Here is a 24,089-nt window from a genome sequence, read left to right as displayed (position 1 = left end):
AGAAGACATTAGAGAATGTGGCCCGAAGGCCACATTCTGCCGATATTAGCGTGGAGAAACAGTTACCTGGCCGCCATTGCTTGCCAGTACGACACGTTGGCCGCTGGCAAACTGCGTTTTGCCTTGTTTCTGAACCACCATAATGGTGTTGCCATCATCTTTGCGAATTTCCAGCTCAACACCCTGCGTTTTGTTCATTGAACCCTGAACGCCCTGGCCTGCGACACCACCGGCAACAGCACCCGCAGCAGTTGCCAGTGAACGTCCGGTACCGCCACCCACGGTGTTACCCAGGAATCCGCCCAGCACAGCCCCACCAATTGCGCCAATTACGTTATTGTCATCGCCACCCTGAATCTGAACCGGGCGAACGTTTACAACAGTACCGTAAGTCACGTTTTGAACTTGTTTAGCTTCAGAAGCGGTGTAAACGTCCCCAGAAAGTGAGTCGTTGTTTACACAACCTGCAAGAGTTAATCCAATCAGCGAAACGCCCAGTACACGTAAAATCATTTGAATCTCCTGTTCACCCAAAACGCTCAAATTGAGCATCCGTTATGGCTAAATTATATGGCATTGGCAGCCATAGATCATATCTTTGCACTAACAATAGGAAAATTGTACTTGAATTTGACTTAACGAGACATAAACGAAGCGCGACCACTGCTCTGCCTCTGACATTGTTAAAAAATATTAACCCGTCGTAGAAATGCCCATCTGTTTATGGTGGAGTGAGGCAATCAGCCCACGCAATTTAAGGAAAGTGCATGAAATCGGGTCGCTATATAGGCGTTATGTCAGGCACAAGCCTGGACGGAGTCGATGTTGTCCTTGCCGCAATTGATGAAAATATGGTGGCGCAGCAGGCCAGCCTCACCTGGCCGATTCCCGTTGCGTTAAAAGAAGCGATTCTGGGCATTTGCCAGGGCCAACAACTCACGCTTTCCCAACTGGGACAGTTGGACGTCAAGCTCGGTGCACTATTTGGTGACGCGGTACTGGCGCTCATGCATCAGGAAAATCTCCACCCTAAGGATATCGTGGCGATCGGGTGCCATGGACAAACCGTCTGGCATGAGCCGACGGGCGAAGCACCGCATACGCTGCAAATCGGTGATAATAATCAGATCGTGGCGAAAACAGGCGTGACCGTGGTAGGCGATTTCCGTCGCCGTGATATCGCACTTGGCGGGCAGGGCGCGCCTTTGGTTCCGGCCTTTCACGAGGCGTTGCTGGCGCACCCGGTTGAACGCCGTATGGTGTTGAATATTGGTGGGATTGCTAATTTATCTATGCTCATTCCAGGGCAACCGGTGCGCGGTTACGATACGGGCCCTGGAAATATGCTAATGGACGCCTGGATTTGGCGTCAGCGCCGTAAGGCTTACGATAAAGATGCACAGTGGGCGTGTGAAGGGAAAGTGATTATCCCGTTGCTGCAAACGTTTTTAAGCGATCCTTATTTTTCCGCCCCTGCGCCAAAAAGCACGGGGCGTGAGTATTTCAATTACGGCTGGCTTGAGCGTCAACTTGGACAATTCCCCGGCCTTGCTCCGCAGGATGTTCAGGCAACGCTTGTTGAACTCACGGCGGTGACGATTTCTGAACAGGTGATGTTGAGCGGGGGCTGTGAGCGACTTCTGGTCTGCGGTGGCGGAAGTCGAAACCCGCTGGTCATGGCGCGACTTGCCGGATTGCTGCCAGGGACAGAAGTCAGCACCACAGATGAAGCCGGTATTAGCGGAGATGACATGGAAGCGCTGGCGTTTGCCTGGCTTGCGTGGCGCACGGTCGCCGGGCTGCCGGGTAATTTACCGTCCGTGACTGGCGCACGTGAAGCCAGCGTGTTAGGCGCTATTTTTCCAGCAAATCCCCGTCATAATCAGAGTTAGCTTAATTTCAGCGGGGACCGTTGGCGGTAAAATATAAAGGAATACAGGAGGGTGAATTCGCCCTCTACAGACCTGGATAGTCTTCGGAACTCGCCCATGAAAAAACTGCTCGTTGCTTTTGCCCCTCTTTTACTGGCCAGTTGTAGCTATTACAACCAGTTTGTCGAACGTATGCACACCGATTCCCTGGAATACCGCTGTGATGAAAAACCGTTGACCGTGAAGCTGAACAATACGCGTCAGGAAGCCAGTTTTGTTTACGACAATACGCTACTGAACTTAAAGCAAGGTATGTCAGCCTCTGGCACACGATATACGGATGGAATCTATGTGTTCTGGTCTAAAGGCGATAGCGCGACAGTCTATAAACGTGACCGCGTAGTGCTGAACAACTGTGAGCTTCAAAATCCGAAGCGTTGAGATTTTTCCAGGGGCGGCGCACAATAGCGCCACCTACTTCTCATTTCAGCTAACGCCATGTCCGATAACGATGAATTGCAGCAAATTGCGCATCTGCGCCGCGAGTACACCAAAGGCGGTCTCCGTCGTCAGGATCTTCCCGCTGAGCCTCTGGATCTGTTTGAGCGCTGGCTGAAACAAGCCTGCGAAGCCAAACTGGCCGATCCTACGGCCATGGTTGTGGCGACGGTAGATGAAAATGGTCAGCCTTATCAGCGGATCGTCTTACTCAAACATTACGACGAAAAAGGGCTGGTTTTTTACACCAATCTTGGCAGCCGTAAAGCGCATCATCTTGAGAATAATCCCCGTATCAGCCTGCTGTTCCCGTGGCACATGCTGGAGCGTCAGGTGATGGTAACGGGCAAAGCGGAACGACTCTCTACGCTGGAGGTACTGAAGTATTTCCACAGTCGCCCGCGCGATAGCCAAATCGGCGCCTGGGTGTCAAAACAGTCGAGCCGCATTTCTGCGCGTGGCGTGCTGGAGAGTAAATTCCTTGAGCTGAAGCAGAAGTTTCAGCAGGGTGAAGTCCCCTTGCCGAGCTTCTGGGGCGGATTCCGTGTTCCTATTGAACAGATGGAGTTCTGGCAGGGCGGTGAACATCGCCTTCATGACCGCTTTTTATACCAACGCGACAATGCCGCGTGGAAAATCGACCGTCTTGCCCCGTAATCCCCGAAATTTGTTGTGTTAAGCGCTGGCGCTACAGGTGTCAGCGCTTTATTCTATGTACCTTTCGCACCAGGCGAAAAGTCGTGTACCGACAGAGGTGCAGTCGTTTATACATGGAGAATTTGATGGCAAGCAGTAACTTGATTAAACAATTGCAAGAGCGGGGCCTCGTGGCTCAGGTGACGGACGAAGAAGCGTTAGCAGAGCGACTGGCGCAAGGCCCGATCGCGCTCTATTGCGGCTTCGATCCCACCGCTGACAGCTTGCATTTGGGGCATCTTGTTCCTTTGTTATGCCTGAAACGCTTCCAGGAGATGGGCCATAAGCCTGTTGCACTGGTAGGTGGCGCAACCGGTCTGATTGGTGACCCGAGCTTTAAAGCCGCCGAGCGTAAACTGAATACGGAAGACACCGTGCAGGAGTGGGTGGACAAGATTCGCAAGCAGGTTGCGCCGTTCCTCGACTTCGATTGCGGTGAAAACTCAGCGATTGCCGCGAATAACTATGACTGGTTTGGCAACATGAACGTGCTGACCTTTCTGCGCGACATCGGCAAGCACTTCTCCGTCAATCAGATGATCAACAAAGAAGCGGTCAAGCAGCGTCTGAACCGTGACGATCAGGGCATCTCCTTTACCGAATTCTCTTACAACCTGTTGCAGGGTTATGACTTTGCCTGTCTGAATGAACTGCACGGCGTGGCGCTGCAGATCGGCGGCTCCGATCAGTGGGGTAACATCACCTCCGGTATCGACCTGACCCGTCGTTTGCATCAAAACCAGGTATTCGGTCTGACCGTTCCGCTGATCACCAAAGCGGATGGCACGAAATTCGGTAAAACCGAAGGCGGCGCGGTATGGCTTGATCCTAAAAAGACCAGCCCGTACAAGTTCTACCAGTTCTGGATTAACACCGCTGACGCTGACGTGTATCGCTTCCTGAAGTTCTTCACCTTCATGGACATTGAAGAGATCAATGCCCTTGAAGAAGAAGATAAAAATAGCGGTAAAGCACCACGTGCGCAGTATGTGCTGGCCGATCTGGTCACCAGCCTGGTTCACGGTGAGGACGGCCTGGCGGCTGCAAAACGCATCACCGCAAGCCTGTTTAACGGTACCCTGAGCGATCTGAGCGAAGCTGATTTTGAACAGCTTGCGCAGGATGGCGTGCCGATGGTTGAGATGGAAAAGGGCGCGGACCTGATGCAGGCGCTGGTGGATTCTGAGCTGCAACCGTCTCGCGGACAGGCGCGTAAAACTATCGCCTCCAATGCCATCACCATTAATGGCGAGAAGCAGGCGGATCCGGAATACACCTTCGTCGAGAGTGATCGCCTGTATGGGCGTTATACGCTGCTGCGTCGTGGTAAGAAAAATTACTGTCTGATTTGCTGGAAGTAATTATCAGGACATAAGGGGCGTGGGAAACCACGCCCCTTTATTTTTTCAGGGTTGTGGTAAGAAAAATGAATAACATCCTCGCCATACAGTCCCACGTTGTTTTTGGACATGCTGGCAATAGCGCCGCGGAATTCCCGATGCGCCGTCTTGGGGCCAACGTCTGGCCGCTCAATACCGTACAGTTTTCTAACCATACGCAATATGGCAAATGGACGGGCTGCGTCATGCCGCCAGCGCATTTGACTGACATTGTGCAGGGGATTGCGGATATCGATCAGCTCAAGCGCTGCGATGCCGTGTTAAGCGGCTATCTGGGGTCTGCGGAGCAGGGTGAACATATTCTTGGCATCGTTCGTCAGGTTAAAGTTGCGAACCCTTCGGCAAAGTATTTTTGCGATCCGGTAATGGGGCATCCTGAAAAAGGTTGCATCGTTGCGCCGGGCGTGGCTGAGTTTCATGTTCGTTATGCGCTTCCCGCGAGCGATATTATTGCGCCTAATCTGTTAGAACTCGAAATCCTCTGTGAGCACCCCGTCAATACCGTTGAAGAAGCGGTCTCCGCATCACGCGAACTCATCGCTCAGGGACCCGAAGTTGTGCTGGTTAAACACCTTGCGCGCGCTGGCTTGAGCCTGGATCGGTTCGAAATGCTGCTGGTGACAAAAGATGAAGCCTGGCATATCAGCCGCCCGCTGGTGGATTTTGGTCTTCGTCAGCCCGTGGGGGTGGGAGATGTAACCAGCGGTTTGCTGTTGGTGAAACTGCTGCAAGGCGCAGCGCTGCGTGAGGCGCTGGAGCATGTTACCGCAGCGGTTTATGAAATTATGATCGCCACGAAAAATATGCAGGAGTACGAATTGCAGGTTGTGGCGGCACAGGATCGCATCGCGAAGCCGGAGCATTATTTTAGCGCCACTGAGTTGTAAATTTTTACTGGCCGGGTAAGGCGCCGCCATTACCCGGCACGGCAACAGACGTTAAATCAATTCAACCCTTCAGCTTTCAGCGCTGCGGCTACCGCAGGACGCTCTGCAACACGCGCCATATAGCTATCAATATGATTCAATCCTTCCATATTGAGCTTCACGGCACGCGCCCAACGCAAGACCGTAAACAGATACGCATCTGCGATGGTGAAGCGCTGGCCACAGATCCACTGCTCATCCTTCAACGATTCGTTAATGTAGTGCAGTTTTTTCTCAAGCAGAGCGCGCACGGTAGGTTTGTACTCTTCCGGCGTATCCGGACGGAACAGCGGCGTGAAGCCTTTGTGCAGTTCAGTGGCGATGTAATTCAGCCATTCCAGCGTTTTATAGCGTGATGCGCTGCCCGTTTGCGCCAGCAGTTGGCGATCGGGAACCGTGTCGGCCAGGAACTGCATGATAGCCACACCCTCAGTGAGCAACGTACCGTCGTCAAGAACAAGAGCCGGAACCTGTCCCTTTGGGTTGATAGCGAAAAAGTCTTCGCCATTCTCCAGACGCTTTTTCATCAGGTCTACGCTATCAAGCGTAAAATCTTTTCCGCTCTCGCGCAGAGTGATATGAGAGGCAAGAGAGCAGGCGCCAGGTTTATAGAACAGTTTCATCGGTAACTCCTTTTTGCTGAGGTTATAATGATGTTAACGCCAGGTAGAATAAAAAAAAAGCCGCTAACGCACAGTTAGCGGCTTCTCTTCCGTCGTTTCCCGATGGCAATTATGCAGTCGCGGTATCCGTCGCTTTTGCAGTCTTGTCGTCGTCCAGCGTCATACGATTCAGTTTCGGTGCAGTCAACAGCATCAGAACAGCAATAATCGCTGTCGCAATACCGATCTGCATGAATACACGACCGTACACTTCCAGTGAGACCAGCGGGTCAGTCACGTTTTCTGGAACGGCCATCAGGTTCGCAATTTTACCTGCAATCAGTGCGGCACCAGCGGTAGTCAGGAACCAGCTACCCATGATGAAGCCCATCAGGCGCTGCGGAACCAGCTGTGCAACCATCGCCAGGCCCAGACCAGAGATCATCAGCTCACCAATGGACTGCAGGGCGTAGCTCAGAATCAGCCAGTTAACCGAAACGATACCCGCGTCAGTAGCAAATTTCGTCCCCAGCGGCAGCACGAGGAACGCACCTGAACACAGCACCATGCCGATAGCAAATTTGTGTGGCATCGGCAGACGATCGCCCATTTTGTTGTAGATAGCGGCCAGAATCGGGCTACCAATCATGATCCAGAATGGGTTCAGTGCCTGGAACTGTTCCGGTTCGAACGCGATACTCAGAATTGAGTGTTCTACGTTACGAATCGCGAAGAAGTTCAAAGACGTTGGCATCTGGCTGTAAAGCACGAAGAATACAACCGCCTGCAGCATCAGGATGAAAGCCACAATCATCTTACGACGCGCAGCGCCATGCATGGCGAACGCTTCTTTCGCAAAGATGCAGATGATACCCAGTGCCACCACGCCCAGTACGGCACGCGCCACGCCCTGGTTATGCAGCAGCCATGTTGCGATTGTCGCCAGGATGACAACACCGACAATCGTAGCCAGCAGTTTGCCGATATGAACCGGTTCGAAATCGGGTTTTGACCCGTAGTTTTTCACCCACTTCTTACAGAACGCGAAGTTAACAACGGTGATCAGCATACCGACGACGGACAGCGAGAACGCAACGCTCCAGCCGAATTTCGCGGCCAACCACGGCGTTGCCAGCATTGAGAAGAAGGAACCGATGTTCACCGACATGTAATACATGGTGAATGCGCCATCAAGACGCGGGTCATCTTTGTTGTAGCAGGTAGAGAGCAGGGAAGACGGGTTTGCTTTAAACAATCCGTTACCTACGGCGATCGTCGCCATACCCATATAAACGACAGCTGCATCATGACCAGACCACGCGACCAGTGCATAACCGATGGCCAGAACGATTGCGCCCAGCATGATAACGCGTTTGGTGCCGAGGACTTTATCGCCCAACCAGCCGCCAACGGCGACCAGACCGTAGACTAAAGCACTAAAAGAAGAGAACAGTGTGATCGAATCCGCTTCGGACATACCCAGTTGTTTGACCAGGTAAACAGCCATAATCCCTTGCAGGCCGTAAAAGCCAAAACGTTCCCATAACTCGATTGAGAAAATGAGATAAAACGCTCTAGGCTGTTTGAAGGCGTTTAAGCTAACGCTTTCATCTGTTGGTTTATTGTTTGCAGTAGACACTTATACCTCTTTTTTTACATCCCATATTAACGGGGGTGTTCACGGCGTAATGACCAAAGTCCATTCGCCTTATAGTTATATTGGGAGGGGGAAACGGCGGGTAATGTTCACTATCTTGACTCGTCTGGCAATACATTTGCAATATTCTGTTACATATAACGATGGCGGTATAATCCAGGGGTCATATAAATGTTATTCAGCGTTAAATCTTTCAGCATGTGAAATGACGGTTTTTTTCACTACCCAATCCCCGGTCATGAGGCCTTATGGCGATATGTTCTGCTGACAAGCTATCAATCCAGTGATATAGCCCATAATCCTAAAAATGAATGGTTTAATCTTTGGCTAATGAAGGTATGCAACTTGTCTGGACAAAGGCTTGGGATGTCTTTTTAAACAAAAATCCAACATCGCGTTATCAGAGTGATCGCGATCACAAATGTATAGAAATTTTCGTTCACGAAAAAACAATTAACCTGGACGGGTGTTAAAGCGCCGGAGCATCGACAGGATAAAAAGGCAAGGTGGGGGATAATTGTTCGCAAAATGAGAGGAATGCGGTTAGGCGTAGTCTGCGTGAAGAAAGGCGGACAGCAAAAGAGGGCTGAGCCCTCTTCATCAGGAATAGACTTTCTCTTTGAACTCGCATAAATCTTCAATAATACAGCTGCCACAGCGCGGTTTACGCGCGATACAGGTGTAACGCCCGTGCAGGATCAGCCAGTGGTGACAGTCGACTTTAAACTCCGCGGGTACGACCTTCAGCAGCTTCTCTTCGACCTGTTCGACGTTTTTCCCTGGCGCAAAATGGGTGCGATTACAGACGCGGAAGATATGGGTGTCGACGGCGATCGTCGGCCAGCCAAAGGCGGTGTTAAGGACGACGTTCGCTGTTTTACGTCCCACCCCCGGCAGGGCTTCCAGTGCCTCACGGTCTTCGGGAACTTCGCCTCCGTGCTGTTCCAGCAGGATACGACACGTCTTAATAACGTTCTCCGCCTTGCTGTTAAACAGGCCGATGGTTTTGATATAGGATTTCACACCCTCGACGCCGAGCGCCAGAATGGCCTGTGGCGTGTTCGCGACAGGATAAAGCTTTGCCGTCGCTTTGTTCACGCTGACGTCGGTTGCCTGCGCGGAAAGAAGGACTGAGATCAGCAGCTCGAAAGGAGAGGTGAAGTTCAGCTCTGTCGTCGGATGAGGATTCTCATTGCGCAGACGCGTCAAAATCGTAAGGCGTTTTTCTTTATTCATGACGCTTTCTCTGGCATCCCTTCCTGCACGCGACGTTCCGCGGCGCGGCGTTTACGTTTTTCATCGATCAGGTATTTTAACGCCAGCATCATGCCAAGGCCAATAAATGCGCCGGGCGGTAGCATCGCTAACAGGAACGGTGTGTCGGTATGGAACACGTCGATACGCAGTGATTTTGCCCAGCCGCCCAACAGCGCGTCCGCACCATCAAACAGCGTTCCGTTCCCCAGAATCTCGCGCATCGACCCGAGGACGAACATGGCGCAGGTCGCGCCCATGCCAATCGCGAAACCATCGAGAGCGGAGATCAGCGGATCGTTTTTGACCGCAAAGGCTTCAGCACGGCCCACCACGATACAGTTGGTCACGATGAGCGGGATAAAAATCCCCAGCGATTGATACAGGCCAAATGCATAGGCGTTAATCAGCATCTGCACGATGCTCACGACAGACGCGATAATCATGACGTAAATCGGGATGCGAATTTCCGATGGCGTCCAGCGACGCAACGCGGATACTGCTAAGTTGGTGAGCGTCAGCACCAGCGTCGTCGCCAGGCCCAGCCCAAGGGCATTGGTGGCGGTGGACGTTACGGCCAGCAGGGGGCACAACCCCAGTAGCTGGACCAGCGCGGAGTTGTTCTTCCAGAGACCCTGAACGATAACGTCTTTAACCTGGCTCATTGTTATTCCTCACACGCTTGAAGCTGGTTGAGTTGCGACGGGAGCGTCTCGGCATACAGTCCGGCGCGCTTCACGGCATTGACGACTGCGCGTGGAGTGATAGTGGCACCGGTAAACTGATCAAACTCACCGCCGTCCTTTTTCACCGCAAAAGCAGCGTCATCTTCGCCGTGAATGATTTTCCCGGCAAAGTGCAAAATCCAGTCACTTAAACGCACTTCGATTTTATCACCCAAACCCGGCGTTTCGTGATGCTCTGTCACGCGCGTGCCCAGAACCGTACCGGAAAAATCAGTGCCGACCAGCAGTTGGATTGCGCCGGAATACCCGTCTGGGGCCGTCGCTTCCATCACTGCGCCTGTCGCTTTATCACCTTTTCGGGCGATAAACACGCGGTGGTTGCCTTTACCTAGCTCCGGAGCCTGAACGACAAAACAACTTTCCTGCAAATTATTGTCGTAGAAATCAGACGGAATGACCTGATCGAATAACGCCTTTTGCTGCTTCGCGGCCTGCTCGTCAATGGTCGTTTTAGTCAGTTGATTGACCAGGGCAGTCAATCCGGTCAGCACTGCCGCGAAAATGGCCAGCGTCATGCCGTGTTTTTGCATTGTCTTCAGCATGGCAAATCCTTAACGGTGACCGTACACGCGAGGACGCGTGTAGTAATCAATTAACGGCACGGTGATGTTGGCCAGTAAAACAGCAAACGCAACGCCATCCGGATATCCCCCGAAACTGCGAATCAGCCAGACCAGCAGACCAGCCAGCATGCCGAAGATGAGACGCCCACGGTTAGTGGTGGAGGCGGTGACAGGGTCGGTCAAAATAAAGAATGCGCCCAGCATCGTCGCACCGGAGAGCAGGTGGATCTGCGGGCTTGCCATCGATTCAGGCGAAAAGAGCCAACCCAGGGTTGAGCAGAACGCCAGCGTCACCAGGAAACTCACCGGAATATGCCAGCGGATCGCTTTGTTCCACAGGAGGAAAACCCCTCCGAGCAGATACGCCAGGTTGACCCACTGCCAGCCAGCCCCGGCCAGAACGCCGCTAAAGATAGGGTATTGCATGATCTGATCGACGCTGTGACCGGCATGCAGTGACGTTTTAAAGGTGTCGAGAGGCGTGGCCTGACTGATTCCATCAACGCCCATTCGCAGCGTGGTCATATCTCCCCCGGTAGCGGTATGCCCGGTAAAGATCACCTGTAGAGCATCCAGCAAGCCGGGAGCGGTCGCGGCAATCTCCTGCGGCGGCAGCCAACTGGTCATCTGCACCGGGAATGAGATAAGTAACACCACATACCCGATCATGGCCGGGTTGAACGGGTTATGCCCAAGACCACCGTACAGCTGTTTTGCAATGATGACGGCAAAGACTGTCCCCAGGATCACCATCCACCATGGCGCGAAGGGCGGAATGCTGATCGCCAGCAACAGGCCAGTCAGCAGTGCGGAGTTATCCGCTAGAATGCGCGAGACCGGCATTTTACGCAGCGTGAGGACCAGCGCTTCTGCAGCGAGTGCACTGACGCAACCGAGGATAATTTGAAACAGCGTCCCCCAGCCAAAAAACCAGAACTGGACGGCAATGCCTGGCAATGCGGCCAGGCAGACCAGCATCATGATGCGTGACGTCTGGCGCTGGTTATGGGTGTAGGGGGAGCTTGCGATTCTGAAAACCATTTAATCCTCGTTTACTGCCTGCTGTGCGGCTTTCTTAGCCTGAACGCGTGCAATCGCGGCGGCGACTGCGGCTTTGCGTGGGTCGTCATTCGCTGCGTGTTCCGCGTCTTGTGCCGCGGCTTTACGCGCTTTAGCACGCGCGATAGCGGCTTCAACCGCAGCTTTACGCGGATCGACCGGCGTGTTTTGTACGGTCGCCTCTTCCGGTGCGGCAGCTTTACGCGCTTTAGCACGCGCGATAGCGGCTTCAACCGCGGCTTTGCGCGGATCGACCGGCGTGTCTTGCGCGATTGTCTCTTCTGATGCGCCAGCTTTACGCGCTTTAGCACGCGTGATAGCGGCTTCAACCGCGGCTTTGCGCGGATCGGGATCGACCGGCGCGTCTTGCACGATAGTCTCTTCTGATGCGGCGGCTTTACGCGCTTTGGCACGCGCAATTGCGGCTTCAACCGCAGCTTTGCGCGGATCGACCGGCGTGTCTTGCGTGATAGTCTCTTCTGATGCGGCGGCTTTACGCGCTTTGGTACGTGCAATAGCCGCTTCAACCGCAGCTTTGCGCGGATCGACCGGCGCGTCTTGCACGATAGTCTCTTCTGATGCGGCGGCTTTACGCGCTTTAGCACGAGCGATAGCCGCTTCAACCGCAGCTTTGCGCGGATCGACCGGCGTGTTTTGCGCGGTTGTCTCTTCCGATGCGCCAGCTTTACGCGCTTTAGCACGCGCGAGAGCGGCTTCAACCGCAGCTTTGCGCGGATCGACACCGGCCTCCGACGCTAAAACTTGTGCCTTTTCTGCCTGATGGGCTCGCGCCTGTGCTTTACGTGCTTCACGCGCGGCAATCACTTCGCGGTTGTCAGGTTTCTCACCGGCAGGGATAACCACAACCTCTGCGGCGGTCGCTTTTTTCTCACGAACGCGGGCCAACGCGGCATTAATCGCTTCCTGATCTTTCTCGGCAGGCTGAACGGCCGCTTTCTTGTGACGTTCCTGACGGGCGATTTTGTCGCGTTCAAGACGTGCCTGGCGCGCTTCAAAGCGCGCTTTTGCTTCTGCTGCGCGTTTATCTTCAAGCGAAATGGCGTAAATCTCGGCCTTCTCCTGACGGAAGTATTGCACCAGCGGAATGCTGCTCGGACACACCCAGGCACAAGCACCGCACTCAATGCAGTCGGCCAGGTTGTGGGCCTTTGCTTTATCGTGAAGCTGACCTTTGCTGAACCAGTACAACTGCTGTGGCAGTAAATCTGCCGGGCAGGCATCAGCGCAGGCGCTGCAACGAATGCAGCCTTTTTCTTCCTGCTCTTCACCCATCTCGCTGGCCGATGGGGCCAGCAGACAGTTGGTAATTTTAACCACCGGCACGTCGAGCCACGGCAGGGTAAAGCCCATCAGCGGGCCCCCCATAATGACCATTTGCTCGCTACCCGGAGAGAATCCCGCGTGCTCCAGCAGATGGCGAACCGGTGTGCCCAGGCGCGCCCAGACGTTACCGGGCTGCGAAACTGCTTCACCGGTAAGCGTGACCACGCGTTCGGTCAGGGGTTCACCGTCAATAATCGCGCGTTTTACCGCATACGCCGTTCCGACGTTTTGCATCAGCACGCCAATATCGGAGGAGCGTCCGCCATGCGGAACCTGTTTTCCTGTCAGGATCTGCGTGAGCTGTTTTGCACCACCGGACGGGTATTTGGTGGGAATCACGCGCAGGCCAATATCATGACTGCCTGCCAGCACCGCACGGAGCATTGAAATCGCTTGCGGTTTGTTATCTTCAATACCGATCAGCACTTCGCGGGGTTGCAAAATATGCGCGAGAATGCGGATGCCTTCTACGACCTGTGCCGCGCAATCCTGCATCAGACGGTCGTCGGCGGTTATATAAGGTTCACATTCCGCGGCATTGATGATGAGCGTCTGGATCTTATCACCACCGCCGCGCAGTTTGGTCCCGGTCGGGAAGCCAGCGCCGCCCAGACCAGCAACACCAAACAGATGGATGCGTTCAATTAACGCCTCGCGGCTTTGCGCGCGAAAATCACTCCAGCCCTCACGATCGATCCAACGGTCTTCGCCGTCAGGCTCAATCATGATGCTCAATTCCGCCAGTGCCGAAGGGTGAGCCACCGTATGCGGGGCAATCGCCACCACGGTTCCGGACGTTGGGGCGTGGATCGGGAGCATACGTCCGCGACCGAAGGTCAGCTGTTGGCCGCGCAGCACGGTATCGCCCACGTTGACGCGCAGTTCGCCCTCAGCGCCGATGTGCTGTTTTAACGGCATGATAAAACGGTTCGCCAGCGGAATCTGGCGCAGCGGTACGCCGCTGGACTGGGATTTCATCTCTGGCGGATGAATGCCGCCATCAAAATCCCAAATCTTCTCTTTTCTGAAAGCAGAAAATAACTTAAGCATGGTGTTCCACTGGAATTATGCGAACTGGAATGGTTTGAAGATCCCACTTCCAGCTTTCGGGAGTCGTTTCGACCGGACGCAGTTCAATGCACTGCGTCGGGCAGGGGGCAACGCAGAGGTTGCAGCCCGTACACAAATCCGCCATGACGGTATGCATGGCGCGCGTTGCGCCGACGATCGCATCAACAGGACATGCCTGGATGCACTTCGTGCAGCCAATACAGTTGGCTTCGTCAATAACGGCCAACACGCGCGCTGGCTCTTGCGCGCTTTCATCGCCATCAACAGGCTGGGGATCAACGTTAAGCAGCGTGGCTATTTTCAGCATCACGGCTTCGCCACCCGGCGCACAACGGTTAATTTTTTCGCCCTGACTGCCCACCGCCTCAGCGTAGGGGCGACAGCCAGGGTAACCGCATTGCCCACACTGGCTTTGCGGTAACAGTTCATCGATTTTTTCGACGACGGGATCACCCTCGACCGCAAAGCGGCGCGAGGCATAACCCAGGATTATGCCAAAAAATAGCCCCAGAATGCTGATGGCTACAATAGCAATCCAGATAGTGCTCATTACAACTTCACCAAACCACTAAAGCCCATAAAGGCCAAAGACATCAAACCGGCCGTCACGAGCGCGATGGCGTTCCCGCGAAAAGGGGCCGGAATATCTGCGGCGGCCAAACGTTCGCGAATGGAGGCAAACAGCACCATCACCAGCGAAAACCCGACCGCGGCGGAAAAACCGTACAACGCGGATTGCAGGAAATTATGCCCGAGGTTGATGTTCAGCAGCGCAACGCCGAGAACGGCGCAGTTGGTCGTGATCAGCGGCAGGAAGATGCCGAGCAGACGGTACAGCGCGGGGCTGGTTTTACGTACCACCATTTCGGTAAATTGCACCACAAAAGCGATGACCAGAATAAACGCGAGCGTTCTCAAATAGATCAAGCCCAGCGGGATCAATATCCAGGTATCAATCCACCAGGCGCAAATTGAGGCCATCGTCATTACAAAAGTGGTCGCCAGGCCCATTCCCATAGCGGTTTCCAGCTTTTTGGAAACCCCCATAAACGGGCAAAGGCCAAGGAACTTCACCAGCACGAAGTTGTTAACCAGTACCGTTCCGACGAAGAGCAGTAAGTAATCTGTCATTATTACGCCTGAAATAAAAAAGCCGCCTATTATCGGATAAACCACACCGGGCGACAACAGGATAACTGTAAGGTTATTACGGATTCACAAAGGTCTTCTTCACGCGAGCAGAGCGCCTGAAGTAAGGGGCAAAGAGTGAGGCTGCCAGCAGCGGAAACAACAGCTGGCGCACCGCTAATCCGTCTGAAACAGGCGAAAAGGCAAAGGCTTTTAACGCCAACAGCACAGAAATAAGCAGCCAGATAATATAGTGTTTAGGCACTTTCTGACGTCGCTTAAAGAATGCAATGGTCAGCCAGAGGGTGTAGTACCACATCGCAATCGCAAAGCCGAAAGAAATAAACCACATGGCAATATTCATTGTGCTTTGTGAGGTCAAATTCTTAAGTGCGTAGGGTGTAACGAGCGCGGTGGAATAAAGCAGCAACGCCAGCGAGGCACTTAATAATGCAACCAGCAACCAGGCAAGCGGAGCGAATAACCAGCCTCCGATTTTCTCTCCAGGCAATGTGGCCATGTTATCTCCCAAAATTCTGCGCGAAATGAAACCCTGCAAATTTGCCGGGGCGTGAGTATATAACATTTCGCGCGGTTGGGTACCGTCTTAGAGCACGTAGCGCCAAACGGTTTTCGGAACCTCGCCGACATTGAACAGGCGTCCGCCAGAAACCAGCTCTGCTCGGCGGTGATCGGCTGCACGGTACATATTGATGATTTCCTGATTGTCGGTCAGCGTATAGTTCAGATGATCAAACAGTTTTTCCAGGCTCTCGAGAGAACTGATTTTGCGAAATTTTAATAAATAGTCCTGAACCGTCATATTAATAAGTTTCCATTTTAAAGTAAGTCGTACCGAGCACCTGTAGGGTAATTCGCACGAATAATAAACGGATAAAGAAAGGCGTAAATGGCCCATTCAAATGTTAAGGCTAAATTAGGAGTTTTCTAGGGAGAAAACAGGCGTCGGACGACACCTGGAAAAGAAGGTTAACCCTGATTAACATCCCAGGCAATATGCAACTGACAACATGTGTCACTCTTTAGGTGGGGAAGGTTACTTTGCCTGCGAGGCGGCAATCGGCTCAGGCGGCTGGTAGTTATCAATATGACTTGCCACGCCGAGAAGAACGACGGAAACACCCAGGACAATCCATCCTGCTAACTCAATGATTCGATTGATTATTGACGCCATGATTTGAGTTTGTAATTTATCCATAAATACAGGATGTGAATGTTACAGCGCGATATCCCGCATCGCAAGTCTTTTGAAGACGGTTTACCTTTAGCAATTCAGTGAGTTATCTGAATATCTCCGGGACATACGCGGGATCGTGCTATTTTTGTTTATGTAATCCATTACAAAATGATTGTGACGTCATTGTTGATAGTGTGAAAATGCGTGAACGACAAGATAAGAGGCAACGACATGAGTGACAAAATTCGCGTTGGATTAATTGGTTACGGCTACGCCAGTAAGACCTTTCACGCGCCGCTGATTGCGGGCACGCCCGGGATGGAGCTGGCCGCCGTCTCAAGCAGTGATGCGTCAAAAGTACATGCGGACTGGCCAACCGTGGCCGTCGTTTCTGAACCTAAAAAACTTTTTGACGATCCCAATATCGACTTGATTGTTATTCCTACGCCAAATGATACCCACTTCCCGTTGGCGAAAGCGGCGCTCGAAGCGGGGAAGCATGTGGTTGTCGATAAACCGTTCACCGTAACGTTGTCGCAGGCGCGGGAGCTGGATGCGCTGGCAAAAAGCCTGGGGCGCTTGCTCTCCGTTTTCCATAACCGTCGCTGGGACAGTGATTTTCTCACGGTCAAAGCGCTGATCGGCGAAGGAACGTTAGGCGAGGTGGCTTACTTCGAATCCCACTTTGACCGTTTCCGCCCTCAGGTGCGCAACCGCTGGCGCGAGCAGGCCGGTCCGGGCAGTGGAATTTGGTACGATTTGGCACCTCATCTACTCGATCAGGCCGTTAATCTGTTCGGTTTGCCGGTCAGTATGACGGTCGATCTGGCGCAACTGCGTCCAGGCGCACAGGCCACGGATTATTTCCACGCCGTTCTGAGCTATCCGCAGCGCCGTGTAGTGCTTCACGGCACCATGCTGGCCGCAGCAGAATCTGCTCGCTATATCGTCCACGGTACGCGCGGCAGTTACGTTAAGTTTGGCTTAGATCCGCAGGAAGACCGACTGAAAAACGGCGAGCGTTTGCCGCAGGAAGACTGGGGGTACGACATGCGTGATGGCGTATTGACGCGCGTGGAAGGTGAAGAGCAGGTACAGGAAACCTGGCTGACGCTTCCGGGAAACTATCCGGCTTATTACGCGGGAATCCGCGATGCGCTTAACGGCACGGGCGAAAACCCGGTGCCGGCCAGTCAGGCCATTCAGATTATGGAGCTGATTGAACTGGGTATCGAATCCGCTAAGCATCGCTCGACGCTCTGCCTCGCGTAAAAAAGAAGGCCGGCGAAATGCCGGCCTTTCAAATCATCCTGCGACTAATTCGCGCAGCGCTTGTTTCTCAGATGCCGTTAAGAACGCAATTTCCAGCCCGTTAATCTGCGCCTGACGAATCTGTTCACGGCTCAGACCCGCCTGCGGTGCCGCAACATTATATTCGTGAATAATATCAACACCCTGTACCGCCGGATCGTCGGTGTTCAACGTTGCCAGAACGCCATGTTCCAGGAATGTTTTTAGCGGATGCTGCGCCAGAGAAGCGACGGTGCTGGTCTGAATATTGGACGTCAGACAGGATTCAATGCCGATACGTTGTTCTGCGAGAAAATCCATCAGCGCGCGATCTTCAACGGCTTTCACACCGTGGCCGATACGCTCTGCGCCCAGCTCGCGAATAGCCTGCCAGATGCTTTCTGGGCCCGCCGCCTCCCCGGCATGAACCGTGATATGCCAGCCAGCGTCGCGTGCACGGTTGAAGTGAGAGAGGAACAGACTGCCCGGGAAGCCCAGCTCATCGCCAGCCAGATCGATAGCCGTGATATGGTCACGATGGGCCAGCAGACCCTCCAGCTCCTGCAGACAGGCTGACTCGCCGAAAGTGCGGCTCATAATCCCGATTAAACGCGCCTGGACGTTAAAGGCTTTGCAACCTTCGCGAACGCCTTCGATAACCGCCTCTACCACGCCTTCAACCGGCAGACCGTGGGTCATGGCCATATAACCAGGGGAAAAACGTAATTCGACATAATGCAGGCCGTTACGCGCTGCGTCTTCGATGTTCTCAAACGCCACGCGGCGACAGGCATCCAGAGACGCCAGCACTTTGACACCCCAGTCGAGTTTACTCAGGAAACTCACAAGGTCCGGTTCGTTAGCGGTGACCTGTACATGAGGAATTAATGACTCAAGCGTTGCTGCGGGAAGTGACAAATTAAACTGGCGGCCAAGGTCGAGAATGGTCTGGGCGCGAATGTTGCCGTCAAGATGGCGGTGAATGTCCGTTAAAGGAAGGCGTGTATCGATCATGGTCGCACTCTTTTTCTGGTTAAAGTGCGACACATTATAAAAACAAAACGGGGAAAAAAGCTATTTGCGCAACGGAATATTCTATTGCGCAATGTGATTAGAGCAGGGTGGTGATCCCGGCAATGAGCCGTTGGACACCTTGCTCCAGCTTGCTGCGCGGGCAACCCGCATTCAGGCGCACAAATCCATTGCCTTCCGCGCCGTAGGTAAATCCCGGCATGATGGCGACTTTTTGTTGCTCAATCAGCACTTTTTGCAGCGCGTTGTCGTCAATGTTTAAAGGGCGAAGATCGATCCACGCCAGATAGGTGGCTTCTGGCGGCTGCCAGTGAAGATTCGGAAAAGTGCTGTTTAATTTTTCAGCGATATAGCGAAGGTTGTCGGCCAGATATTCTCGCAGCGCATCCAGCCACGGCTCACCTTGCTGATACGCCGCGATATGTGCCGTCAGGGCCAGAACAGAAGGGGAAGAGAGTCCATCGCGCCCTTTCAACGCACTCAGATAGGCGTTACGGCCTTCGTCATCATCGATCAAACCATACGCGCCGGTCAGGGCCGGAATATTAAAACTTTTCGACCCCGAGGTCAGGAGCGCCCATTTGCTGTTCGCCACTTCATTCCACGGCGTATGGCGATGATCTCCCCAGACCATATCCATATGAATTTCATCGCTGATTACTGCAACGTCGTAGCGCTTGCACAGTTCAGCCATCGTCTGTAACTCATCGCGGGTCCAGACTTTGCCGGTCGGATTTTGCGGGCTGCAAAGCAGTAAAACCGTGTTTGAAGGCTGAGAGAGCGCCGCTTCGAGTTTGGCCATATCGCATTGCCAGCCCGAAGCCTGCTTTTCCATCGCTACGGGCACAACGTGGCGCTGATTGCCTTCAATGGCTTTATAGAAAGCATCATACGCAGGCGTTTGAACCACGATGCCATCACCAGGTTTTGACCAGAGGCGGATCAGTTCGGAAACCATGTAGATCACCGACGGCCCATACACAATTGAGTTCACATCGATATCACTGTTAAAACGTTGCTTAAACCAGTGCGCGACAGCGGCAAGAAATTCGTCATTTTTCCAGCGGCTGTAACCGAATACGCCGTGGCTAATGCGCTGGTACAACGCCGCGGTGATGCAGGGCGCGGTCGCGAAATCCATATCCGAGATGGTAAACGGCAGCAGGTCGGCAGCGCCAAAACGGTCGGCCACATAATCCCACTGCGTACACCAGGTTCCGTGCCGATCGACCACCGTTGAAAAATCAAACATTTTTGTTCGTCCTTTAAGTGAAAACCCCCTTCAGCGAAGGGGGCGAGACGTCAGGCTTCTACCGTTCTCATCAGGGTTGAAAGCTCATCCTTGACCGATTGCACCTGCGGGCCAATGACCACCTGCAGATTATGCTGGTTGAGCTGTACCACGCCGATAGCGCGATTCGCTTTCAGCGCGTTGGTGTCGACTTTGGACATATCGCTGACCGACAGACGTAAACGAGTGATGCAGTTATCCAGCGAGGTAATATTATCCGCGCCACCGAGTGCCGCCAGAATTGCCGGGGTGTTATAGCCTGATTTCCCGACCGTGCCTGCGACAGCCGTTTCAACGCTGCTGGCGGTGTCCGTATCGCGACCCGGCGTTTTCAGGTTAAAGCGAGTGATTGCGAAGCGGAAGATCGCGTAATACACCGCGAACCAGATGGCCGCGACAACCGGCACCAGATACCACTTGGTTGACAGGCCATGCAGAATGCCGAACACCACGAAGTCGATCACGTTGCCGTCGGTATTGCCGATAGTGACGCCCAGAACCGCCATGGTGGTAAAGCCCAGACCCGTCAGCACCGCGTGAATGAGATACAGCACCGGGGCGACGAACAGGAACAGGAACTCGATCGGCTCGGTCGTACCGCCGACCACGCAGGCGATTACGCCAGAGATCAGCAACCCTTTAATTTTATGACGATTCTCAGGGCGCGCACAGTGGTACATCGCCAGCGCCGCCCCCGGTAAACCACCCAGGAAGGCCGGCATTTTACCCTGTGACAGGAAGCGTGTGGCGCTCTCAGAGAAGCCATGCGTGGTTGGACAGCTCAGCTGCGCCTGGAAGATGGTCAGCGCGCCACTCACATCGTGGCCGCAGACGTCCATCGTGCCGCCTGCTTCGGTAAAGCGGATCAACGCCACCAGAATATGCTGCAAACCAAACGGCAGCAGCAGGCGCTCACCGGTACCAAAAATCATCGGGCCAAAGTCACCCGCGCTGTTAATAATATGACCAATACCGGTAATGCCCAGGGCAAAGACCGGCCATACCAGCGGGATCACCAGGCCAAACAGGCCCATCACCACAGTGGTAATGATCGGCACAAAACGGGTACCGCCGAAAAAGGCCAGCGCATCCGGCAGACGAATATTATGGAAACGCTCGTGCAGCATCCAGATAATCACCCCGGCGATAACCGCGCCGAGAATACCGGTATCGATCGACTGAATGCCGATCACGTTCTGGATGTTATTGGCTTTGAGAACGGCTGCGTCGGTGGTCGGCAGAATCCCCTTCGCCGTCAACCAGAAATTCACCGCCAGATTCATGACGGCGTAACCGACGAAACCGGCAAAAGCCGCGACGCCTTTGTTCTCACGCGCCAGACCCAGCGGGATAGCAATACAGAACATTACGGGCAGGAAGCTAAACGCGAAGGAGCCGACTTTGCTCATCCAGACAAAGATCGCCTGCAGCACCGGATTGCCCAGGAACGGAATCAGCGTCACGACATCGTGGCTGCTTAATGAACTGCCGATCCCCAGCATGATCCCGCAAAAAGAGAGGAGCGCCACGGGTAACATAAAGGTTTTACCCAGTTGCTGGAAAAACTCCCACAACGATATTTTTTGTGCTGCTTTCGCCGTCATAAAACGACTCCTTTATTGTTAAAATAAATGTTACGTCTTCATTGCAGCGAAAGATAAAACGTTTTACCAAAGTTTAGTGCGCTCTGAATCACATTCTCATGCTTTAATTCGCAGTATAAAGATAACGTGTTGATAAAACGTTTTACCGGTCTGAACATCAGGGAGTTACGCGTTCACATGTCTGTTGCGAAAAAAATCACCATTAATGACGTTGCGCTGGCGGCGGGCGTCTCGGTTAGCACCGTGTCGCTGGTCTTGAGTGGGAAAGGACGAATTTCTGCCGCCACGGGCCAGCGCGTCAATGATGCGGTTGAGCAACTGGGGTTTGTGCGCAATCGACAGGCGGCATCACTGCGAGGCGGGCAAAGTGGCGTCATCGGCCTGATTGTTCGCGATCTGACATCCCCGTTTTATGCTGAACTGACCGCGGGGCTTACCGAAGCACTGGAAGCACAGGGGCGGATGGTTTTTCTGATGCACGGTGGCCGCGAGCCGGAACAGCTGCTGTCTCGTCTGGATATGTTACTTACTCAGGGGGTGGACGGCGTAATTATCGCGGGCGCTTCTGGCGCGGGGAGCGAACTTTGCGAACGCGCGGCCGACAAAGGCATTCCGCTGGTGTTTGCTTCACGTGCCAGCTATCTCGATGAAGCCGACACGCTGCGACCCGACAACATGCAGGCCGCGCAAATGCTGACCGAACATCTTATTCGTCGCGGGCATCAGCGTATTGCATGGCTAGGCGGTAAAAGTTCTTCATTGACGCGCGCCGAGCGAGTGGGCGGCTACTGCGCCACGCTGATTAAATACGGTTTACCTTTCCACAGCGAATGGGTTGTCGAGTGCGAGTCCAGTCAAAAGAAAGCGGCGGAAGCGATGGGCGCATTGCTTAGCAGCAACCCAACTATCAGCGCGGTCATTTGCTATAACGACATTATTGCGATGGGGGCATGGTTCGGGTTGATTCGTGCGGGTCGCCAGACGGGAGAAGGCGGCGTTGAGGCGTTTTTCGACCATCAGGTGGCGCTGGGGGCATTTGCGGACGTTGGTGAAAATGCGCTCGATGATTTACCCATCGTCTGGGCGACGACCCCTGCACGTGAGATGGGTTATACGCTCGCGGATCGCATCATGCAGCGCATTGATAAATCGGAAGTGCAGGCCGGTCATCAGATTGTGTCGGCGCGACTGGTGACGGTGAAATAGCGGGATGTTTCTGAGAGACGCGCGTTTCGGGCAAATGAAAAGCCCCTCAACCGAGGGGCTTTAAAAATTACTGCTGCGGTACAGCAGGCATTGCGGGGGCTACGGATTCGGCAGGTGCTGCCTGTCCCGGCAGACCGAGGGTAGGCATACCAAACATGCCGACAAACTCTTCCAGCGGCATTTTCTGACCGTTAAGTGTGACCTGGCCATTGGCATATTGCAGGCTGGTCCCAATCACGTTGTCTTCAAGCGTGGTGATACGGAACATCTGGCCCATGGCCGCCATCCCTTTCACCTGCTGGCTCGCCAGTTTTGCGGCGTCCGCTTCGTTATACCCTTCCAGCTTCGCAATCTGAGTCATAAACTCGGTTGCCATATCCACGGGAATGGTCAGCTTGCTTTCAAGCGATTTCACGCTGCGATCCACTTCCTGCGCCAGCGTTTGTGCCTCGCCAGTTGCAGTCGCGGGATCTTTCAGGAACAACGACAGGTTAAAGTTGGTTTCGCCTTTGCTGTTTTTCCAGCTCAGCGGCGCAATCGTAATAACCGGTTCGCCTTTTAACAGAATGGGCAGATTACTGAGCAGTGCATCCATCGCTTTTTGCTGATACAGCTCAGGATTCTTTGTCATCAGCTCTTTATCCGCGAGCAACGCCTGGCTCTGCGCACGATACTGCTGGCTAAACTGGTGCCACGCCTGGCCATCGATATTGCCCACTTTCGCGGTCAGTTTGCCGGAACCCAAATCCTGACCCTGTACTTTCAGGCTTTTCAGGGTGTAATCCAGTTGGCTGTCGATATTCTTGCCGTCTTTAGAAATCTCAGATTTACCATTGAGATCCATGTCTTCCAGTACGGCCATCTCTTTCCCTTCAACGCCGATGGACAGCTTACCGAGGGAAATTTTTTGATCGCCAATACGCTCGTCAAAGCTGGTGAGGCGGCTACTACCGTCAGCTTTCAGATTATTAAAGGTCAACTGAACCTTCTGATCGTATTCATTCACTGCGTTAACCAGTCCGCTTTCTGCGCTACCCGACAGTGAGAATTCGTTACCTTCACGATCGGCATCAAGCTGGAAATTGCCGCCGCTGAAGGCCACTTTCTCGTCGCCTTTTTCGTAGTTCAGGGCTTTAAGGGCGATATCAGAGCGCGTATCACCGGCATAGCTAATGCGGGTATCAATAACAAACGGTGGCTCGTTCTTCGCCAGATCAAACAGCGGCTTGGACGCTTCGTTGTTGACCAGCGTGGTTTTTACCGACGCCATGGAAGGGATCAGGTTGAAATGCTTCAGCTGCGCAAACGGGAACGGACCGTGATCGATAACTTCATCCAGCACAACGCTTTGCCCGGCTTTCAGCCAGGTGTTTTCAGTCCCGGCAGCGGGCTTAACGACCAGCTGCATATGGCTGGTAAACACGCCGCGCTGATAATCCTGATAGCTTAGCTCCAGCCCGGCTTCCGGGGTGGTGCGTTTCATTTCGCTGTTGGCCTGTGCGACCATCTCTGCCAGACGGCTTTCCAGCTGCTTTCCGGTGAACCAGGACGCGCCCGTCCAGACCACGCCCAGCGCGACTACAACTCCAACCGCTATAACCGATTTTTTCATCGTCATTATCCCTAAAATGAAACCAGGCGGAGTTAACCGCC

General features: G+C 53.6%; 24 protein-coding genes. 7 read left to right on the top strand and 17 right to left on the bottom strand.

From position 1 onward, the window contains the following. Positions 1 to 45 precede the first annotated feature (45 nt). Positions 46 to 513: an outer membrane lipoprotein SlyB gene (slyB, locus tag AC0LWE_RS03875; RefSeq protein WP_059178113.1), complete on the bottom strand. Its 468-nt coding sequence runs from the start codon at positions 511 to 513 to the stop codon at positions 46 to 48. A gap of 254 nt (positions 514 to 767) precedes the next feature. Here slyB and anmK point away from each other — a divergent pair, with 254 nt between their 5' ends. The 5 genes from anmK to pdxY all read left to right on the top strand — a co-directional run bounded on the left by anmK (position 768) and on the right by pdxY (position 5,352). Beyond that, positions 768 to 1,892: an anhydro-N-acetylmuramic acid kinase gene (gene anmK / locus AC0LWE_RS03870; protein ID WP_202712963.1), complete on the top strand. Its 1,125-nt coding sequence runs from the start codon at positions 768 to 770 to the stop codon at positions 1,890 to 1,892. A gap of 96 nt (positions 1,893 to 1,988) precedes the next feature. Continuing rightward, a complete protein-coding gene (mliC, locus tag AC0LWE_RS03865; RefSeq protein WP_059178111.1) occupies positions 1,989 to 2,312 on the top strand; it encodes a C-type lysozyme inhibitor in 324 nt (107 codons plus the stop codon). Between the two features lie 57 nt (positions 2,313 to 2,369). Continuing rightward, on the top strand, positions 2,370 to 3,026 hold the full coding sequence (gene pdxH, locus AC0LWE_RS03860) for a pyridoxamine 5'-phosphate oxidase (protein WP_202666889.1): 657 nt from the start codon (positions 2,370 to 2,372) through the stop codon (positions 3,024 to 3,026). A 125-nt stretch (positions 3,027 to 3,151) separates the two neighbouring features. Beyond that, the gene (tyrS, locus tag AC0LWE_RS03855) at positions 3,152 to 4,426 is read left to right on the top strand and encodes a tyrosine--tRNA ligase (protein WP_219346663.1); all 1,275 of its coding nucleotides are present in this window, start codon (positions 3,152 to 3,154) and stop codon (positions 4,424 to 4,426) included. Positions 4,427 to 4,491: 65 nt separating this feature from the next. Then, entirely contained in the window at positions 4,492 to 5,352 is an 861-nt protein-coding gene (gene pdxY, locus AC0LWE_RS03850) for a pyridoxal kinase PdxY (protein ID WP_219346662.1), read from the top strand. 56 nt (positions 5,353 to 5,408) lie between these two features. On the opposite strand, the gene gstA is transcribed toward pdxY, so the two are convergent. From gstA to blr, 12 genes are all read right to left on the bottom strand, one after another. After that, positions 5,409 to 6,014: a glutathione transferase GstA gene (gstA, locus tag AC0LWE_RS03845; protein ID WP_059178107.1), complete on the bottom strand. Its 606-nt coding sequence runs from the start codon at positions 6,012 to 6,014 to the stop codon at positions 5,409 to 5,411. 109 nt (positions 6,015 to 6,123) lie between these two features. Then, positions 6,124 to 7,632, bottom strand: a complete 1,509-nt coding sequence (gene dtpA, locus AC0LWE_RS03840) for a dipeptide/tripeptide permease DtpA (RefSeq protein ID WP_174341960.1) — start codon at positions 7,630 to 7,632, stop codon at positions 6,124 to 6,126. A gap of 618 nt (positions 7,633 to 8,250) precedes the next feature. Next, positions 8,251 to 8,886, bottom strand: coding sequence for an endonuclease III (gene nth / locus AC0LWE_RS03835; RefSeq protein WP_131487441.1), 636 nt, complete (start codon positions 8,884 to 8,886; stop codon positions 8,251 to 8,253). Then, positions 8,883 to 9,569 (bottom strand): electron transport complex subunit E, encoded by a 687-nt coding sequence (locus AC0LWE_RS03830; protein WP_059178104.1) that lies wholly within the window; start codon positions 9,567 to 9,569, stop codon positions 8,883 to 8,885. The genes nth and AC0LWE_RS03830 overlap by 4 nt, the downstream gene beginning before the upstream one ends. A gap of 2 nt (positions 9,570 to 9,571) precedes the next feature. Then, positions 9,572 to 10,192 carry an electron transport complex subunit RsxG gene (gene rsxG / locus AC0LWE_RS03825; protein ID WP_204772678.1) on the bottom strand — a complete coding sequence of 207 codons (621 nt, stop codon included), beginning with the start codon at positions 10,190 to 10,192 and terminating at the stop codon, positions 9,572 to 9,574. A 9-nt stretch (positions 10,193 to 10,201) separates the two neighbouring features. Then, positions 10,202 to 11,254: an electron transport complex subunit RsxD gene (gene rsxD / locus AC0LWE_RS03820; RefSeq protein ID WP_204772679.1), complete on the bottom strand. Its 1,053-nt coding sequence runs from the start codon at positions 11,252 to 11,254 to the stop codon at positions 10,202 to 10,204. Further along, a complete protein-coding gene (rsxC, locus tag AC0LWE_RS03815; protein ID WP_219346661.1) occupies positions 11,255 to 13,666 on the bottom strand; it encodes an electron transport complex subunit RsxC in 2,412 nt (803 codons plus the stop codon). It lies immediately after the preceding gene. After that, complete coding sequence (gene rsxB / locus AC0LWE_RS03810; RefSeq protein WP_131487445.1) at positions 13,659 to 14,237, bottom strand: electron transport complex subunit RsxB; 579 nt, start codon at positions 14,235 to 14,237, stop codon at positions 13,659 to 13,661. Before rsxB ends, rsxC begins: the two co-directional genes overlap by 8 nt. Next, on the bottom strand, positions 14,237 to 14,818 hold the full coding sequence (gene rsxA / locus AC0LWE_RS03805; RefSeq protein WP_059178099.1) for an electron transport complex subunit RsxA: 582 nt from the start codon (positions 14,816 to 14,818) through the stop codon (positions 14,237 to 14,239). The genes rsxB and rsxA overlap by 1 nt, the downstream gene beginning before the upstream one ends. Positions 14,819 to 14,894: 76 nt before the next feature. Next, positions 14,895 to 15,335, bottom strand: a complete 441-nt coding sequence (locus AC0LWE_RS03800) for a DUF2569 domain-containing protein (RefSeq protein WP_012017216.1) — start codon at positions 15,333 to 15,335, stop codon at positions 14,895 to 14,897. Between the two features lie 87 nt (positions 15,336 to 15,422). After that, positions 15,423 to 15,638: a transcription modulator YdgT gene (gene ydgT, locus AC0LWE_RS03795; RefSeq protein WP_041689386.1), complete on the bottom strand. Its 216-nt coding sequence runs from the start codon at positions 15,636 to 15,638 to the stop codon at positions 15,423 to 15,425. A gap of 234 nt (positions 15,639 to 15,872) precedes the next feature. Next, positions 15,873 to 15,998: a division septum protein Blr gene (gene blr / locus AC0LWE_RS03790; protein WP_174342498.1), complete on the bottom strand. Its 126-nt coding sequence runs from the start codon at positions 15,996 to 15,998 to the stop codon at positions 15,873 to 15,875. A 246-nt stretch (positions 15,999 to 16,244) separates the two neighbouring features. Between blr and AC0LWE_RS03785 the strand changes: the two genes are divergently transcribed. Continuing rightward, on the top strand, positions 16,245 to 17,285 hold the full coding sequence (locus AC0LWE_RS03785; RefSeq protein WP_059178097.1) for an oxidoreductase: 1,041 nt from the start codon (positions 16,245 to 16,247) through the stop codon (positions 17,283 to 17,285). 33 nt (positions 17,286 to 17,318) lie between these two features. Here the strand turns inward: AC0LWE_RS03785 and add are convergent, their stop codons facing one another. The 3 genes from add to malX form a co-directional block, all read right to left on the bottom strand. Then, on the bottom strand, positions 17,319 to 18,317 hold the full coding sequence (gene add / locus AC0LWE_RS03780; RefSeq protein ID WP_219346660.1) for an adenosine deaminase: 999 nt from the start codon (positions 18,315 to 18,317) through the stop codon (positions 17,319 to 17,321). A gap of 97 nt (positions 18,318 to 18,414) precedes the next feature. After that, positions 18,415 to 19,587 carry a MalY/PatB family protein gene (locus AC0LWE_RS03775; protein WP_474264832.1) on the bottom strand — a complete coding sequence of 391 codons (1,173 nt, stop codon included), beginning with the start codon at positions 19,585 to 19,587 and terminating at the stop codon, positions 18,415 to 18,417. Between the two features lie 50 nt (positions 19,588 to 19,637). Beyond that, on the bottom strand, positions 19,638 to 21,230 hold the full coding sequence (gene malX, locus AC0LWE_RS03770) for a maltose/glucose-specific PTS transporter subunit IIBC (protein ID WP_131487448.1): 1,593 nt from the start codon (positions 21,228 to 21,230) through the stop codon (positions 19,638 to 19,640). Positions 21,231 to 21,407: 177 nt separating this feature from the next. Between malX and AC0LWE_RS03765 the strand changes: the two genes are divergently transcribed. Then, complete coding sequence (locus AC0LWE_RS03765; RefSeq protein WP_131487449.1) at positions 21,408 to 22,436, top strand: Mal regulon transcriptional regulator MalI; 1,029 nt, start codon at positions 21,408 to 21,410, stop codon at positions 22,434 to 22,436. A gap of 67 nt (positions 22,437 to 22,503) precedes the next feature. On the opposite strand, the gene AC0LWE_RS03760 is transcribed toward AC0LWE_RS03765, so the two are convergent. Beyond that, positions 22,504 to 24,048: a YdgA family protein gene (locus AC0LWE_RS03760; protein WP_219346658.1), complete on the bottom strand. Its 1,545-nt coding sequence runs from the start codon at positions 24,046 to 24,048 to the stop codon at positions 22,504 to 22,506. Positions 24,049 to 24,089 lie beyond the last annotated feature (41 nt).

It is taken from the genome of Lelliottia sp. RD5 (assembly GCF_056032945.1).
This window is presented reverse-complemented; position numbering and strand designations above follow the sequence as displayed.